The organism is Prochlorococcus sp. MIT 0801 (assembly GCF_000757865.1).
GTDB lineage: Bacteria > Cyanobacteriota > Cyanobacteriia > PCC-6307 > Cyanobiaceae > Prochlorococcus_B.
In genome coordinates, this window is the sequence record NZ_CP007754.1 from 1,173,916 (window position 1) to 1,189,266 (window position 15,351).

The following is a 15,351-nucleotide window of genomic DNA, read 5'->3' on the forward strand; positions in this document are numbered from 1 at the left end:
TAGCAGTTGTTTGAACGAATTTTTAAAATCTTTTTCTTAAATTAAACTTAAAAACAATTTGATAATCTTACTTTAGATACAAGAGAAAAAATGAAAAGATTGCTTCTACTTTCTCCGTTATTTCTTTTCTTATTAACGGGTTGTCCAGAAAAAGATCAACTTAAAAATATGAATCAAACAGAGTTAGAGAAATTGGATCAATGTATTAATGATCAAAAAGCTAAAGGTTTGCCTATTTTAGAATGTGGAAAAGATTTAAAAAAATCCACTGATTCCAAATCAACTCCAACAACTACAACTGCAGTTAAAGAGAAGGAAGGGAGTTTTACTAAGTCAAACACAAAACTCAAATCAAACGAGCCCAATCAATCAAAGACAGAATTAGATAAAATTGATGAATGTATAAATAGGATGAAAGCGAAAAAATTACCCTATTTTAAATGCCTACAAAAATAAAATTTGGATTGCCATCCCTAGAACAATAGATATGGCAACTAATTTATAAGGCTTTATGGATTGTTTAAAACTAAGGATTAGACTTATAAAAAAGATTAGACTATAAATACAAGTTTGAAAGATATCTTTGCCAACGATAACCTTACCCGTCATAGGTATGACTACAGCAAGAATTGCACCCGGTATGCCTGATAACACTCCATTAATATAGTTATCTATCATCACTTTATTTTTGATTCTTTTTATTAAAGGTTCCCCTAAAAGAATAAATATAAAACTTGGTAAAAATATCGCGAATGTTGAGATGAGGGAGAAAAATGTTCCTAAAAGAATAGTTCCTTCTTTTGCTCCAACTTGAAAGCCTATAAATGCACTTGAAAGAACTACTGGCCCTGGAGAGAGTTGACCGATGGCTATAGCATCAATAAAACTACGACTATCTAACCAACCCATCTCAATTACTTGGGTTTGTAGGAGTGGAACAATTACTAACCCTCCACCAAAAACCAGTAAACCTGCTTTAAAGAATACATAAAATAACTTCAAAGAGTTCGATAATAAATTGCCTATATCCTCTCGAAATATTGGAGCTGTTAAAAAACTTGGAAAACCAAATAATTTTAGATCGAAATAAGAATGCTCAAAGCCATAAGGAATAAAGAAAAAGCTCAGGAATCTCTTAGAATTACTTTGATAGATTCCGAAAATTCCAGCCAACAATAAAAGCAATGTGATAGGTAGATGTAGTGAAGTTGATCGATCAATAATTGACCCAATAAATACAAAACTAGCCGTTGTCCATTGCCATACTTGACTACGATTTTTTAATAGGTTTAAAGCAAACCCCCAAATTATTGAAATTACAATTATTTGAGGAATAGACAAAAAATCTGAAAAATTATCAATTGATTGTCCTTGTCTCCAAAGTTGACTCATAAGTAAAATGATGAAAAATCCAGGCAATAAAAAACATATCCCACTTATTAATCCTCCATAAAAACCCTTTATCTTTGTCCCTAAAAAGATTGCTAATTGACTTGATGTCGGCCCAGGTAGTATTTCGCAAATACCCAATCCTTCGTCAAACTCTTGCTCGGAAACCCAATTCCTTTGAATGATGATCTCGTCTTTAAACATTGCAATATGCGCATATGGGCCGCCAAAACTAAAGACTCCTATTTTCAGAAAAGTTGAACTCAGTTCAGAAAATGTTGGGCTCACTATCACTAAACAAATATCCTATAGAAAAAGATAAGGTAATCTTTTGGTATAAGAATATTAGGCTTTTTCAATAGCTATAGCACTTGAAACTGGTGGTAGTCGTAAACTAGTCAACAATGAGAGAAATACAAATAGGCTTGAACACCATAAACATAGTTGCATTCCTATAGAGGCATTAGTTCCAAGCATAAATAGGACACCAGATAAGAGCGTACCAATCAGTCTTCCTGCCGCATTTGCCATGTAATAGAAGCCGACGTTTAGGCTCACGTTTTCCTTGTCCGTATAAGCAAGAACCATATAGGAATGTATTGATGAGTTCATTGCAAAAATGAACCCAAATAATATCAATCCAGCTGTAATTGCTATTTCTGGATTGCTTTGTCGCCATAGTGCTATTGCTATTAGCGCAGGTATCGCAGTTAAGACAGCACTCCAAAATTGAACAGAAGAAACTCCTGGACTTGTTTTCTTTCCCCATAAATTTCTTAAAGACGGTGCAAAAGCTTGGATAAAGCCATAACCAATAACCCACAAGCCTAGGAACGCTCCAATCTCAGAAAAATTCCAATTTAGATACGTTTCAAGAAAAACAGGAAGTGCTACGACGAACCATACATCTCTTGCCCCAAAGAGAAAAAAACGTGCAAAAGAGAGGACGTTGATCCCTTGAGATTTAGAGAATAAGTCTTTAAAGATGGGTTTGCTTTTCATCTTTCCAATATCTCCAGGCAAAATCAATGTCAATAGAAACGAAACACCTAATCCGATAGCCATTAATTCAACTGCTTTATTAAAACCAAAACTGGTCAGCAACAATCCACCAAGAAAGAAGCCAACTCCTTTGAGTGCATTTTTTGAACCAGTTAAGATAGCTACCCATTTAAATAATTGATTATTTCCACCATCTTCTTCTGAGGAGTCTGGAACGACAGTTTTGATGGCACTTTTAGCACTCATCTTATTGAGATCTTTTGCTATACCACTAATCGCTTGAGCAACCATGACATAAATGACACTCAAAAGTTTCGACCAACCACTCGAAACTGGTATCAACATCAATAAGGCACCGATTTGTAAAAGAGTCCCGACCCATAATGTTAGACGTAATCCATATCTTGCTCCAATCCATCCACCATAGAGATTAGTGATAACGCCAAAGAACTCGTAAAAAAGGAATAAGAATGCGATTTCTAACGTTGTATATCCAAGGCTATGAAAGTGAAAAATCACTAGCATCCTTAGAGCACCATCTGTCAGTGTGAATGCCCAATAGTTGGTCGTTACGATTCCATATTGTTGCAATGCCGTTAATCGCATGTTTTTATTTTTATTCTTTTTCTAGCTTGATTACATGTGATACGAGATCAGCCATTCGACAGCTATACCCCCATTCATTGTCATACCAAATATAGACTTTCAGTTGAGTTTTGTTGATCACCATGGTTGAGGGCGCATCAATAATTGAACTTCTCGAGTCATTGACATAATCGATTGATACAAGTGGTTTTTCTTCGTAACCAAGTATTCCTTTTAGTTCTCCTTCTGAAGCTTCTTTGAACACATGATTGACTTCTTCTTGCGTGACCTCTTTTTCTAATTCAAATACAGCATCAGTTAAAGATCCATTGAGGAGAGGAACTCGAACTGCATGACCATTTAATTTACCTTGTAATTCAGGGAATATCATCCCTATCGCTTTTGCTGATCCTGTTGTTGTTGGAATTAAGCTTTGTGATCCGCTCCTTGCTCTTCTTAAATCTGATTTAAATGAATCAACGATTACCTGTGTATTTGTTAGGTCATGGAGTGTTGTGATGCTTCCATGCTTGATACCAAAAGCTTGATTAACAACTTTCACAACGGGAGCCAAGCAATTAGTCGTGCAGGATGCAGCTGTTACTAAGCGATGTTTATTGGGCTCATATAAATCATGATTAATACCGTAGACGATATTTAGAGCATCCTCTCCCTGGATTTCTCCTTTTACTGGACATGCAACGACAACTCTTTTCATCCCAAGAGTATCGAAATAAGGATTTAATGTTTGAGGGGTTTTGAATTTCCCTGAGCATTCGAGAATTAACTCTGTACCTTTTTCCTTCCATGGCACTTTTGTGAAATCACTTTCTTGTGAAAAAGATATTGGGTGACCTTCAATATTCAGGTTGTTTTGATCGTTGCTTATTGCTTTGTTCCAACGACCATGAACTGAGTCATATTCAAGTAAATGCGCAGCTCCCTTTGCATCACCCAATGGATCGTTGATATGCGTAATCTCTATATTTTCTCTACCCCAGAGTGCCCTAAGAACAAGTCGTCCTATACGACCAAAACCATTAATACCAATGCGCATAAAACTCCGCACAATAGAGCACATACACAGCATATATCAACAATGGTTGATATATCAACCATTGTTGATTGGTTTTGGAAATTCTTGTACTATGAGTTCATATTTTTACTCTTTTGTCTGTGAGTTCGGCGGTTGACAGCGAAATTGTTTCAGACAAGACAAAGAAACTGCTAAAAGCTCTTTCAGAGCCTCTTAGGCTTCAAATCATTGAGGCTTTGTCTTCAGGCGAAAAATGTGTATGTGATCTTATTGAAGAGATGGGACTTGCTCAGTCAAAAATATCGTTTCATTTAAAAGTCTTGAAAGAGGCTGAATTGATAATTGATAGGCATAGCGGAAGATGGGTTTATTATCACTTAAATATTGAAGCTCTAAATTCTTTGCAAGATTGGATTGTTCTTCTTAAGGAGAACTCGCAAGGGTCTACAAAAGATTGTTGCTAGACTTTCTATTATTAATTTTATTTTTTAAATATAGAAACTATATTTAACATTGAAATTAATGCAAAAAATATCTAAATTGATTTCAAATAGTTATTATCATAAACAAACTTTATATGCTGTTGTTTACAGTAGTATTAACTTTAGAATTTGTGAATGTCTTTTGTAGATCGATACCTAAGTTATTTTATCGCTGTTTCCATGATTCTAGGGGTCTCTATTGGATCTATCTTTCCTAATTTTTCTAATTATATTTCCTCTTTAGAACTAACAGGTATCAATCTACCTATAGCTTTTTTGATATGGGGAATGATAATTCCAATGATGTTATCAATAAATTTTAATTCTATTATCAAAATCAAGGATAGGCCACAGGCGATTTTGATTACGGTAATAGTGAATTGGTTAATCAAACCAATACTTATGACAGGTATAGCTATATTATTTATAAATAATATATTTTCAACTTGGATTGATGCTGGTAAAGCTTCAGAATATATTTCTGGGATGATTCTATTAGGAGTTGCTCCTTGCACAGCAATGGTTTTTGTCTGGAGTAATCTTGTTAAAGGGAACTCTAACTATACTTTGGTCCAGGTTATTATTAATGATCTTATTTTATTATTTGCTTTTGCACCTATTGCTTCTTTCTTGCTTGGTGTTAATCAAATCAAAATACCCTTATGGACTATATTTAACTCTGTTTTGATTTATGTATTTACACCACTTTTATTCTGCTTATTGATCAAAAAAATTGTTAATGATGCAGCAAAAATTTATACGATAAATAATTTTTTGAAGCCAATTTCTGGGATTTGCTTGGTTTTAACTGTTTTATTTTTATTTTTAGTACAAGCTAGTGAGGTTATCAATAACCCATTCCAAATCTTATTAATAGCTATCCCTTTAATTATGCAGACCTTTTTGATCTTTTTTATTACAGCAATTCTTTTGAGAATATTTAATCAAGAAAAATCAATAGCAGGTCCAGCTTCAATGATTGGGGCTTCCAATTTCTTTGAATTAGCTGTTGCTACCGCAATAAGTCTTTTTGGTGTCAATTCAGGTGCCGCAACTGCGACGGTTGTTGGTGTTTTAGTTGAAGTGCCAGTAATGCTATCTTTGGTTGGCATTGTTAACAATAATGATTATTTATTTCCTCCTAGAGCTAAAAGCTATAGCTGATTTAGCTTTTTCTGATTTGCTCAAATAAATCAAATAAAACATCATGATTATTCTAATTATGAGAAGCTCTAGCGAAATACATTAAGAACATTGTCCTCAGATTCACAGCAACTAGAAGCACTTATTCAAGGCTTTACCGATAGGGCTCAAAACAAGACATTTTTACCCGCTAACACTACAAATGATTTCTTGGCTATCAGGCCAAGTGGTAACCCCATAACCGCAGAGGATCTTGCAGGAATGTATGACAGTGCAGATTTGGTTATTGAGCTTTCCGAATTAGTAAAGATTCATCGATTAGAAGCTAATTCTGATTGGGGCTTTGCTGCATTCACATTGAAAGAAGCATTTAGCTACAAAGGTGAGCGAAACAATGATTTATCTAGTTATTCATTGATTTTCAAGAAAATTGATGGCACTTGGAAAATTTCCTGGATGCAAAGATCTCAAGGAACTACAGACCTCTCGACTTGGAATTAACCTATTTCCCAACGCCTGAAGGCGTTAATGTAATTTTTCTCAATTAGGTTAAGAATCAGGTTTAGATTCTTAACCATTTCTTGAAGACAACAAAGGAAAGATCGTTGTATAAATCAAATACAGAACGGAAGTACTCCTCGCACATCGTTCTGTATCAAAAGAGCATCCACTCAGTAAGCAGGGCAGGGTGCTTTTTTAATGTCTTATTTAAAAGTATGCACATGTGACAGTTAAGAGACTCATCTACTGATACTTGAGACATCTAGATTTTTCAAATAGTTTTAATTTGTGAGGAGTAGAGATCCTCCGCAGTGGAAACAAGGAAACACTTGCGCCTGATCTCACAATCAAACCGCCCTAACAGAACTGGGCGGTTTTTTTGTTTTTAATTAGAAAAACTAATGATGTTTCTATAGGCACGTTTGATTCATTCAATATAGTTTTATCTTTTCAATGAGATAGGTATCATGCATAAGTTCTATGAAAGAACCAAAAAGAGAAGCATTGCCAACAATTACAGGTTGGTTAGTTGCTCCAACAAGAGATTTTTGTTTGTTCTTTATTCGTGATCCCAAATCATCCGTAGGTTATCCAAGTGTGCTGAGTCAACTTTGGTATTGCACTATCGAAGGAAGTCCAACAAAGTTAAAAAATACAAGACGAATAGATTTGAATAGTGCAGAAGAAACTTGGAGAGAGCTAATTAGCAATGGTTGGGAATTAGTTGAAGATCAAATTAATGATGATGCTGCCTAAATATGATTGGCGACTCTTAATACAAACGCCTAACATATTGCGACCTAATATCTAATTATTAGCTAGTAAAAACAAGCAAAGAGAGCCGGACTTCCCGTAGTAACGACTCTTCCTTGCTTGGCTTGGTGACCACTGCTTAGATTGGTACTTTGCATTTTGATTATGGGTAAGGAAGATTAATTAATGGATAATCAATACTTAATTCATAGTTAAGCTAGCGTAATACTGGGTTTGTACGGATAATAGAAAGTGGTTTTATTGAGAATCTTTTAATAATGGCAATAAAGAGCAGTTTGATTTTGTTTGACGCAATTTAAAAAAAATTTAATTAGAGTATTAATATATTAGAAGGTAAAAATTCTTTATCTGCATGGAATCTAAGAAATTATTTTCTAGGAAGAATTTACTCAATTCTCTTGCTTTCTCTGGTGTTCTTTTCGTAAATACATTGAACCCTCAAGGGATTAGTGCTGAAAGTCAAAAAAGCATAGATATTCCTAAAGTTGTTTCTTACAGATCAGCATCATGCGGTTGTTGCAAGAAATGGGTTAACCATCTACGCGATAATGGATTAGAAGTTGTTGATAACGTTATTGAAGATGTCTCAGCAATAAAAAAACAATATAAAATTCCCAATAATTTAAGATCATGCCACTCTGCTCAAATAGGTGAGTACAAGATTGAAGGACATGTGCCGATTGAATCAATCAAAAAACTTTTCAAAGAGAAACCAAGTATCTCTGGGATAGCTGTTCCTGGTATGCCTCATGGTTCTCCTGGAATGGAATTACATTCACACGAATCACATTCTCACGATAATTATGAAAGTTATAAAGTAGTTTCATTTAGTAATAGTGGTAAAACAAAAATATTCGACAAAATTTATCCCTAAGACAAGTACTTATTATGTTAATAATGAGTTTTGTTCTTAGGAAGTTAAAAATTCTCACTTTTTTCTTTTTCTTAACTCTTCCTTTCAATCTTTATTCTCAAGCTCATATGAAGGGTACATTTTATTCTGAGCAAGAAGCTGAAAAAGAATCATTTGAACTTGGTTGCATTGGAATACATAAAAATCAAGATAAATGGCTTCCATGTAAAAACGAAAAAGAGCTACATAAGAAACGTCGAGCGAATCAATAATGAAAAAACTATATTCAAGTCGGAAATGGCATAGAAGATTTGCAGTAATTCTTGCGGTTCCATTATTTTTAACTATTTCAAGTGGTTCTCTGTACCCCATTTTATTAGCTTTTGGTATAGATGCTTTTTGGTTGATCAAATTACATACAGGTAATTTTGGATTTATAAATTTGCAGTCTATTTATTCACCATTAACAGGACTGTCAACTTTGGTACTTCTTTGCACTGGAATCTCTTTATTGAAAAGACCTTCAAAAACAAACTAAAAAATTGTTTGCACAGCACAAAGCTATGCCCAAGCGCATGTAAAGGAGGTCACATTTAGTTTTGAAAAATTCTTGATAATGTCGATGGAGAACCAACAAGTTCTACGCTTTCGAATCACTAATACTATGGATGACACCACCAATAGGTGCATTTCTCTAAAAGAAGACCCATTGCAAAGCGCTCAATCAAAACGCTACCAAAAACAATTACCAACTGAGAAGTGGAAACCCACTGATGATCACGCGATTGACATCATTAGTGATTATTTGATTTGTGTTAGAGAAGATATGAACGCAATGATTGAAGAGCTTGGTTGTCCTAAAGAGTATGCCGCAGGTTTGCTAAGAGCTATTGCTGATGGATATGAAGACCTCAATTCAAATTCCGAGGACTATTCCAAATAATAGTGAATAAAAAAATAGACATCTTAGTACAAGTGTCTATCAATCATGCAATTGATTTTCTATTTCTAAGTTTATAGATGTAGGAGAAAAAGCATCAGCAGAGCCAGAGAAAGCTATTACAGCTAGGCTAACTGCACCAACAACTGTTGATAATGTTTTCAACTTTTTGGAAACTTTCGCTTTTTTTGACATGTGCTTGTGAAGTCGAACTTCTTAAAATTAATCTATTGTTAACTCTAAGATAAGAGAAAGTTAATAAATGGAAATCAAACCTTAACTTAAGCTAGAAAGAATAGTTTGCATAGAACGATCAGCAGAAGCTCTTTCTTCAGCTACAAGTTATTGGAATTTAAATAGGAGATTTTTCTAAGCTTAGGGCTGACTATTCATCTACTTCCTTAAGAAATTAATTCGTATCGGCTACATTCTTAAAGAACTCACAATAAACCATTAAATCTGATTCTTTTTCTGTCTTCAGATTGAGTAATTCTATGGTTTTAGCAGTATCAATTCTATAGGCATACCAATCAAGACAAGTCTCTCTTTGTTTTTGTGTCGATGAAATGGGCTTTGCTTTATATGTACCTACTTCTGTTGAAGTCTTTGTACAAGCACTTATCAAAACAATAAATAAGATTAATAAAAATAAACGGGTCATCAATATTTAATCAGCCATCCATCAGAACATAGCACTCGTTTCATTAGCTTCAGGTATTAAAGATTACACAGGTTATTGAGATATTCTGATAAGTTAAAAATGGCTGGTGATTTGCGTGAACAGATTACCAGCTTGTAGCCTTACTACTTGCAATAGCTAAAAGTGGATAGGTGATTTCGACTACACGAAAAAATCTGAAAAAATGCTAGAAAATAACATAATTAAATTCTTATAATGAAACCACTTGCAGACAGTAATCATCTTCAACAAGTATTAGCTCAGATTCAATTAAACATAATCAGAACTAAAGATCAAAAGATGTCTCATCATCTCTGGTATCAGAAATCAATGTGTGATGGAGAAAAATAAGCAAAGAGAGCCGGACTTCCCGTAGTAACGACTCCTCCTTGCTTAGCTTGGTGACCACTGCTTAGATTGGTACCTTGCTTTTTGATTATGGCTAAGGAAGATTAATTACTGGATAAGCAATACTTAATTCGCAGTTAAGTCAGCATTGTATTTTTTTGATATTTGCTAACTATCTCGGTAACTTCCTCACCATGAATCCAGCGAATTTCGCCAGAATCTACGTTGGCAATTTGAAAGAGTGAGGGTGCATCAGTATCACGAGAGCCTCCAACAAAAGTAAGAACTTTTCCAATTTGGTCCTTTTCATAAAGAACAGCGTCACCGCATTTAACTTTTAAAAATAAAGGCTCTTCAACTAATTCTTCATCGCTATAGCCCAATTAGGTGCTTTTGAATTTACTCCAAGTCTCTTCTTTGTTTTCCCAAAATTAACTTTGACGACTATTCCATCAGTTGGGAGATTTTCGAAAAGTTCACCAGCAAGCCATTCTTTATGCCATCTCTTAACTTGGAGAGGATCAGCAGTTCTATTAGTTGGCGGAATTTCAAAGAACCATGATTCTAATTTTTTTATATCTTCAATTTCATCTGCAGTACTTCCAAGAATTTCATACGCCACAAAACTAAGACCAGCACCAGTTGGGTTTTTCTTTCTTAGGTGTCCTCCAGCCAAAGCTTGGGATTTAGTTCTAGAAAGATTTGGCCCATAGAGTTCGCCACGGATCTCAAGTGGTTCTTCTGAAACTGCAATTCCATCTTCTGGAAGTTCCACAGGAAGATTGCAAATAGTTCTAGCCGCTTCAAGTACATCTTTTCCACTTCTAGTGAATGCTGCTACTAAGGTTCCAGATTGGTATCGAAGACCTAAAGCACAGCCATCAAATTTTGGTTGAACAATCATGGTTTCATTTCTGGCTTTCTCTGCCCACCATTCGCTAAAGCAATAATTATCCAAACTAAGTAACTTCATTTTCTGCTGGAAATATGAATTCTGAGGATCAATTTCCTTAAGCCTATTTTCTAACTGATCAAATTGCTTGTCACTTACTTGAGCATTGCCCGATCTGTAGGCCACATCTAGCTTTTCGACCAAGCCAGAAAGTTCTTTTGCCCACGTTTTGCCCACGCTATTATTTCCCATTAAAAAAGACAGGCTGGGAAACCTGTCTCTGACTGATCGGGGCGACAGGATTCGAACCTGCGACCTAGTGCTCCCAAAGCAATCGGTTGTACACATGAGACTGGTATAAAGATCTAATCCCTGACTAAAAATATTCTAGCTATTGTAATGAGTTTGAGACTAACAATTGAAATGAATATCTATTTGTTTTAACTTGTATTTACTCAGGAGATCCCGCTGAGATCCCGCTTTAAAGACTTCATCCTTAATGAAAGCTCGTTCAGAAGCACCAGATTGGGTTCAAAGCATGAGGATCTTTCTTAGGGGGGAGGTTGGAGCAAACTGGCAGGTCACAACAAAAGGCAGGAGAAGGGCTTGTTTAGGTGTCAGGTTTGACGATGGAACGAGAGTCTTTAAAAATCTCCCTGTCTTATGGGAGAGGGCACAGCAAGCGAAGATCCAAGAGCTTGTTCTTGAAGTACATGAATTAGTGGTCAAGAAAAAGATATGCGGACTAGACGAAGCTATTGATCGAATCAACAAAGCCAATACAGAAGTTCCTAGTGCAGCAGACAGGGCAAATCCAATGCTTCTTCTTGCCGCATGGGAAAAATACGAACACTACAAGGTGAAACAAAAAGGGGATGTCACTCAAGCGAATTGGAATAAAGAATATGGAGGGAGACCAAATACAAAAATCAACCCTCCAAGGCCAAAGGACAAAGGGAAAACATATTTAAGGTTTAAGCAAATAGTGAAAACGGCTACCAATGCTAATGAACTATTAATCCAAATTGGTGACTACGAAGATAAAAATAAAAAGCCCGAACCTATTAAGCCTTTAGAAGCTGGAAGTCGTAGCAGGCAAATCAGAGTTCAACATGTTGCAGCTTTTTTAAGATGGGCAACTTCAAAAAAATCAGGTTATTTACTAAATCCAGAGAATTGGTCTGCGCCACCAAGGAATGCAATCGATGATTACGTAGGAGTTAAGTCAGCCAAGAAAAAGAAAGAAACTTCTAGTCCAACAGTTGCGATTGAAGATGACGATCTTTTAGCGCTATTAGGCTCACTACCCATAGACATAGACAAAGAAGAGAAAAGGCATCGATTAAGAGATCGTGCAATGGAGTGGGACTTTGCTCTAAAGCTTGCAATTACTTATGGCCTACGTCCTGAGGAAGTACGACATGAGCATCTAACGATCAAAAAGAATGACAAGGAATATATGTTCTGCACCTATTGCAAAAAGTCTGGGGGAGGTATTACCAGGCCTCGCAGACTATGGCCGATCCATCCCGAATGGGAGAAGAAATGGCATTTATTGGAACGTATTAAAAAGAGAGATCCTTTACCAAGAATGAAAGCTGGTGCAGGTGATGCATTTAGGAATTACCTACGTTTTAATGAGGTCTGGAAAAAATTAAAATCAGATGTAGGTGTTGTGCCCTACAGCTTTAGACATTCCTATAGCAAGCGGGCACATCAAATTTACAAATTAAGTGATACAGAAGTTGCAGCTTTTATGGGTCACAGTGTCCCTGTACATAACGCTCGCTATGCTCAGTGGAGCACCGAAACTATGCTAGAAAGATCAATGGAACGTGCTATAAAATTCAGGAACATCCTCGAGGGTTCGCAAGTGGTCAATTAATCTAAATCAACTCTTTTAACTGTTGGTTTTACTTCTAGTTGTCCTTGACTAAGTTTAAAAAGATTCGCATAGGAAATAGATTCTTCATCTCCAATTGATTTAATTTGTTCAATTGTTCTAAGAAGTTTTTCTTTAAATTCTTCAGCTTCAGATTTACTACTACAAATACGAAAGATGTCATTATGGATTAAAACTCCCCATTGTTTTTTTATTGTTGTATGTGCATCTGCAGGGTCTTTCCGATAAGGAACAAGTCTCCCATTGATTTTCCAATTACCTTCCTGAGAGTCTTCAATGATCAGTGATTCAATATTAGAGTTATATGAAGTAATAACTTTGTCCGCATGATCCGACCAATACCTTCGAGAATAGATAGGAGTAACTTGAATAGTCATGTCTTTAATCCTTTTATTAGTTATTTTTGAGGTTAGAGAAAAAGACTTCCAACAAACATTAATTATTTAACAATTCACATTTCAAAAATCATAGTTTGATCGATTGAGACATAGCTACTTCTTTCTCATGCACAATCTAACTAAAAATAATTTGTAGATAATAGGTTGCACTTTTCTATAGATGTGGATACTCTCCCACTAATAGAGAAGGCACGTTTTTGAGCTAAATCGGACAAAGCTTTTAGTTGCAACGCTAACTAAGACACCGAACTCAAATAGCAGAGCTAGCGGAAAGCCCTCACCAAATAATAATCTTTACCACTAATGAATAATGTCCACGTCCCAATGGGTATCGACTTCTAATGCTGCAAAGGCCTTAGGACTTAATCCTGTAACTCTTCTCCGAAAAAGAGTACAGCTAGAAAAAGATGGTTTCTTAAAACCCAACATCCATTACATAAGAACAGGGCAAACGAAGAATTGCTCTTATTTATGGAAATTAGATGCACTTGAGGAATTACTCAGCAAATGGAAAGCTCCTAAGAGGTCCATCTAATGAAAAATACATCTATCAATAAAGCACCAACACAAGCGAAGTCGGACGACTTTACAAAAGAGTGGTCCAACAAAAGAGAATGTACTTTTAGTCATTTCAAGCAGTGGTGTAGAGAAGCCGAATACTTAGTGCTATCAAACTATGAAGATCTAGATGCATTTAAAGGTGAAGAGATTCTTGAACCCATAAGTATTGAAAAACTATTCGAAAATGACTTCGAACCACCAAGAGTTGGATCAGCCTATAAAAAATATTGTCGACTTGAATCTCAATATTATTTATTTGATTTAGACCACCCTGACTATCTAGGAAATTATTGGAATCTAATTGGTTTACTTTGGGGAGCACTACAAACTCATCAAGACCCTTATTTTCATAAGTGGAATTATCGAATGAAGTGCAATATCCAAGAAGCAAAGGCGTCTGGGGAAGATTATTCCATTTACGAAAGGATGATTCATCTAAACGACGTCGCAGAAATTGAGCCTATTGAAGAATTTGAAGCGCGCTTACTTCTAATAAAAATGAAAGCTGGTGTGGTTTATAGACTTATTGAGGGAAAAGACAAGCCAGATATAGAGGATTATTTAACACCCATGGAACATATCAAGTGGCTCAAAACAAATCACGTTCCACTAAATCCACCCTCAATAACAACAAAAACAGAAGACTCTTTAACGATCTTAGAGAAAGGTTGGAATGAGATAAAACTACTCCCTAGACCTAGTCAAAGGCGTTTAGGACTAAAGCAGCTACAAAAAGAGTTGAAGATGAATCCCAAAGAGCTCAGCTCTCTTATTTATGAATTGCAAGTGGAGAAGTCATCTAAGAATCAAAAACTAAACAACTTCAATGCTGTCATGTCAGGTGAGTTCAACCAGAAGACACTTGTAGATAATTTCATCATGAGCGGGACAGTATCCATGCTTGCAGGGGACGGGGGCTCAGGTAAAACCTCGTTGCTCTATCAAACAGCAGAGTCAGTTACGACAGGTAAGCCATTATTTGGAAGACTCACTACTAAGAAAAGAAAATGTCTATTAATCCAAGGTGATGAGAGTCACGTTAATGCACAAACAAAATGGAAAAGGATGAACTTGCAACCCGATCCAGCTCAATGGGAATTGTGTTGGAAATGGACTGCAAGCCAACTTCCAGACCTAAGACAGTGGATTGATAACAATGGTTTTGGCCTTGTCCAAATGGATTCTTTTGGAGTTTTATTTGGTGGTAATGAGGCTATGAATGATGCTGAAATTGGACTCTACATGTATGAACTAAACAGTATTGCCGCGGATACTGGAGCAGCAATTGTGGTAAATCATCATCTAAAAAAAAGGACACATAAGAATACTAAGGAGGCAGCGAAATGGAAACCATCTTTAGGAGACTTCTTTGGTTCGTCATACATCGTTAATGGAATTAGAGATGCTTGGGGTTTATGGAAAAAAGGAGAACATCTTGATGGATCGCCCATCTATGGATTGAAGTATCTCAAAGATAATTCTGGATTAATAGAAAATGGCTTTGTTATGAACCTACTAGGATCTGAAGAATCCTATAGATACTCTCTATTTGGTGACGAGGGTGGAGTTAAAGAGCTCGACGTTCGTAACACTATTCGTAGTCAACTTCATTCAGGACTTAAATCAAAAGCAGGGGAATGGCTACCATTTACAACTCTAAAAACCTTTACGCCTAAAGCAGATGACAGATCAATAAAAAGAGAATTAGCAAATTTATTTACTCATGCTGCTGCTACAGGTATAGAACGTAGACCAATTGAATCAGGACACGTTGGACGTCCCAAGTATGAATACCGTTTTGCAATATGCGGGGTGTGTGATTAATGTCATAAATTAAAAATGTCATCCCCAAATACGTTCCAGTG

At 35.8% G+C, this 15,351-nt stretch carries 21 protein-coding genes; 13 read left to right on the forward strand and 8 right to left on the reverse strand.

Features of this window, described 5'->3' with window-relative positions; all coding sequences use genetic code 11:
• Positions 1 to 90: 90 nt before the first annotated feature.
• Positions 91 to 456 carry a hypothetical protein gene (locus EW15_RS06425; protein ID WP_038653330.1) on the forward strand — a complete coding sequence of 122 codons (366 nt, stop codon included), beginning with the start codon at positions 91 to 93 and terminating at the stop codon, positions 454 to 456.
• Here EW15_RS06425 and chrA read toward each other — a convergent pair.
• From chrA to EW15_RS06440, 3 genes are read right to left on the reverse strand one after another with little or no spacing between them, the layout of a single operon-like run.
• On the reverse strand, positions 445 to 1,683 hold the full coding sequence (gene chrA / locus EW15_RS06430; protein ID WP_038653333.1) for a chromate efflux transporter: 1,239 nt from the start codon (positions 1,681 to 1,683) through the stop codon (positions 445 to 447). The two genes, EW15_RS06425 and chrA, sit on opposite strands and share 12 nt — an antisense overlap.
• Positions 1,684 to 1,734: 51 nt before the next feature.
• The gene (gene arsJ, locus EW15_RS06435; RefSeq protein WP_038653336.1) at positions 1,735 to 2,997 is read right to left on the reverse strand and encodes an organoarsenical effux MFS transporter ArsJ; all 1,263 of its coding nucleotides are present in this window, start codon (positions 2,995 to 2,997) and stop codon (positions 1,735 to 1,737) included.
• 10 nt (positions 2,998 to 3,007) lie between these two features.
• A complete protein-coding gene (locus EW15_RS06440; protein WP_038653339.1) occupies positions 3,008 to 4,033 on the reverse strand; it encodes an ArsJ-associated glyceraldehyde-3-phosphate dehydrogenase in 1,026 nt (341 codons plus the stop codon).
• Between the two features lie 119 nt (positions 4,034 to 4,152).
• Between EW15_RS06440 and EW15_RS06445 the strand changes: the two genes are divergently transcribed.
• The 8 genes from EW15_RS06445 (at position 4,153) to EW15_RS06480 (ending at position 8,708) form a co-directional block, all read left to right on the forward strand.
• A complete protein-coding gene (locus tag EW15_RS06445; RefSeq protein WP_038655294.1) occupies positions 4,153 to 4,476 on the forward strand; it encodes a helix-turn-helix transcriptional regulator in 324 nt (107 codons plus the stop codon).
• Positions 4,477 to 4,629: 153 nt separating this feature from the next.
• Positions 4,630 to 5,658 carry an ACR3 family arsenite efflux transporter gene (arsB, locus tag EW15_RS06450; protein WP_038653343.1) on the forward strand — a complete coding sequence of 343 codons (1,029 nt, stop codon included), beginning with the start codon at positions 4,630 to 4,632 and terminating at the stop codon, positions 5,656 to 5,658.
• 90 nt (positions 5,659 to 5,748) lie between these two features.
• A complete protein-coding gene (locus tag EW15_RS06455; protein ID WP_038653346.1) occupies positions 5,749 to 6,138 on the forward strand; it encodes a DUF3804 family protein in 390 nt (129 codons plus the stop codon).
• A gap of 480 nt (positions 6,139 to 6,618) precedes the next feature.
• Positions 6,619 to 6,894 carry a DUF1651 domain-containing protein gene (locus EW15_RS06460; RefSeq protein WP_038653348.1) on the forward strand — a complete coding sequence of 92 codons (276 nt, stop codon included), beginning with the start codon at positions 6,619 to 6,621 and terminating at the stop codon, positions 6,892 to 6,894.
• A gap of 370 nt (positions 6,895 to 7,264) precedes the next feature.
• Complete coding sequence (locus tag EW15_RS06465; protein ID WP_038653351.1) at positions 7,265 to 7,786, forward strand: DUF411 domain-containing protein; 522 nt, start codon at positions 7,265 to 7,267, stop codon at positions 7,784 to 7,786.
• Positions 7,787 to 7,893: 107 nt separating this feature from the next.
• Positions 7,894 to 8,037 (forward strand): DUF3721 domain-containing protein, encoded by a 144-nt coding sequence (locus tag EW15_RS06470; RefSeq protein ID WP_038655297.1) that lies wholly within the window; start codon positions 7,894 to 7,896, stop codon positions 8,035 to 8,037.
• A complete protein-coding gene (locus EW15_RS06475) occupies positions 8,037 to 8,303 on the forward strand; it encodes a hypothetical protein (RefSeq protein WP_038653354.1) in 267 nt (88 codons plus the stop codon). Before EW15_RS06470 ends, EW15_RS06475 begins: the two co-directional genes overlap by 1 nt.
• A 126-nt stretch (positions 8,304 to 8,429) precedes the next feature.
• A complete protein-coding gene (locus EW15_RS06480; protein ID WP_038653357.1) occupies positions 8,430 to 8,708 on the forward strand; it encodes a hypothetical protein in 279 nt (92 codons plus the stop codon).
• Between the two features lie 39 nt (positions 8,709 to 8,747).
• Here the strand turns inward: EW15_RS06480 and EW15_RS10915 are convergent, their stop codons facing one another.
• Both EW15_RS10915 and EW15_RS06485 read right to left on the reverse strand, forming a co-directional pair.
• A complete protein-coding gene (locus tag EW15_RS10915) occupies positions 8,748 to 8,900 on the reverse strand; it encodes a hypothetical protein (RefSeq protein ID WP_156095767.1) in 153 nt (50 codons plus the stop codon).
• Between the two features lie 214 nt (positions 8,901 to 9,114).
• A complete protein-coding gene (locus EW15_RS06485; protein ID WP_011823820.1) occupies positions 9,115 to 9,366 on the reverse strand; it encodes a hypothetical protein in 252 nt (83 codons plus the stop codon).
• Positions 9,367 to 9,600: 234 nt separating this feature from the next.
• Here EW15_RS06485 and EW15_RS11630 point away from each other — a divergent pair, with 234 nt between their 5' ends.
• On the forward strand, positions 9,601 to 9,735 hold the full coding sequence (locus EW15_RS11630) for a hypothetical protein (RefSeq protein ID WP_255327218.1): 135 nt from the start codon (positions 9,601 to 9,603) through the stop codon (positions 9,733 to 9,735).
• Between the two features lie 134 nt (positions 9,736 to 9,869).
• Here the strand turns inward: EW15_RS11630 and EW15_RS06490 are convergent, their stop codons facing one another.
• Positions 9,870 to 10,115 (reverse strand): DUF3104 domain-containing protein, encoded by a 246-nt coding sequence (locus EW15_RS06490; RefSeq protein ID WP_038653361.1) that lies wholly within the window; start codon positions 10,113 to 10,115, stop codon positions 9,870 to 9,872.
• A complete protein-coding gene (locus EW15_RS06495; RefSeq protein WP_052041186.1) occupies positions 10,091 to 10,876 on the reverse strand; it encodes a hypothetical protein in 786 nt (261 codons plus the stop codon). The genes EW15_RS06490 and EW15_RS06495 overlap by 25 nt, the downstream gene beginning before the upstream one ends.
• A 247-nt stretch (positions 10,877 to 11,123) precedes the next feature.
• Here EW15_RS06495 and EW15_RS06500 point away from each other — a divergent pair, with 247 nt between their 5' ends.
• On the forward strand, positions 11,124 to 12,509 hold the full coding sequence (locus EW15_RS06500) for a hypothetical protein (RefSeq protein WP_038653363.1): 1,386 nt from the start codon (positions 11,124 to 11,126) through the stop codon (positions 12,507 to 12,509).
• Here the strand turns inward: EW15_RS06500 and EW15_RS06505 are convergent.
• Positions 12,506 to 12,904, reverse strand: coding sequence for a hypothetical protein (locus EW15_RS06505; protein WP_038653366.1), 399 nt, complete (start codon positions 12,902 to 12,904; stop codon positions 12,506 to 12,508). The two genes, EW15_RS06500 and EW15_RS06505, sit on opposite strands and share 4 nt — an antisense overlap.
• 331 nt (positions 12,905 to 13,235) lie before the next feature.
• On the opposite strand from EW15_RS06505, the gene EW15_RS06510 reads away from it, so the two are divergent.
• On the forward strand, positions 13,236 to 13,460 hold the full coding sequence (locus EW15_RS06510; protein ID WP_038653369.1) for a hypothetical protein: 225 nt from the start codon (positions 13,236 to 13,238) through the stop codon (positions 13,458 to 13,460).
• Complete coding sequence (locus EW15_RS06515) at positions 13,460 to 15,310, forward strand: AAA family ATPase (protein WP_038653372.1); 1,851 nt, start codon at positions 13,460 to 13,462, stop codon at positions 15,308 to 15,310. Before EW15_RS06510 ends, EW15_RS06515 begins: the two co-directional genes overlap by 1 nt.
• Positions 15,311 to 15,351: the final 41 nt, after the last annotated feature.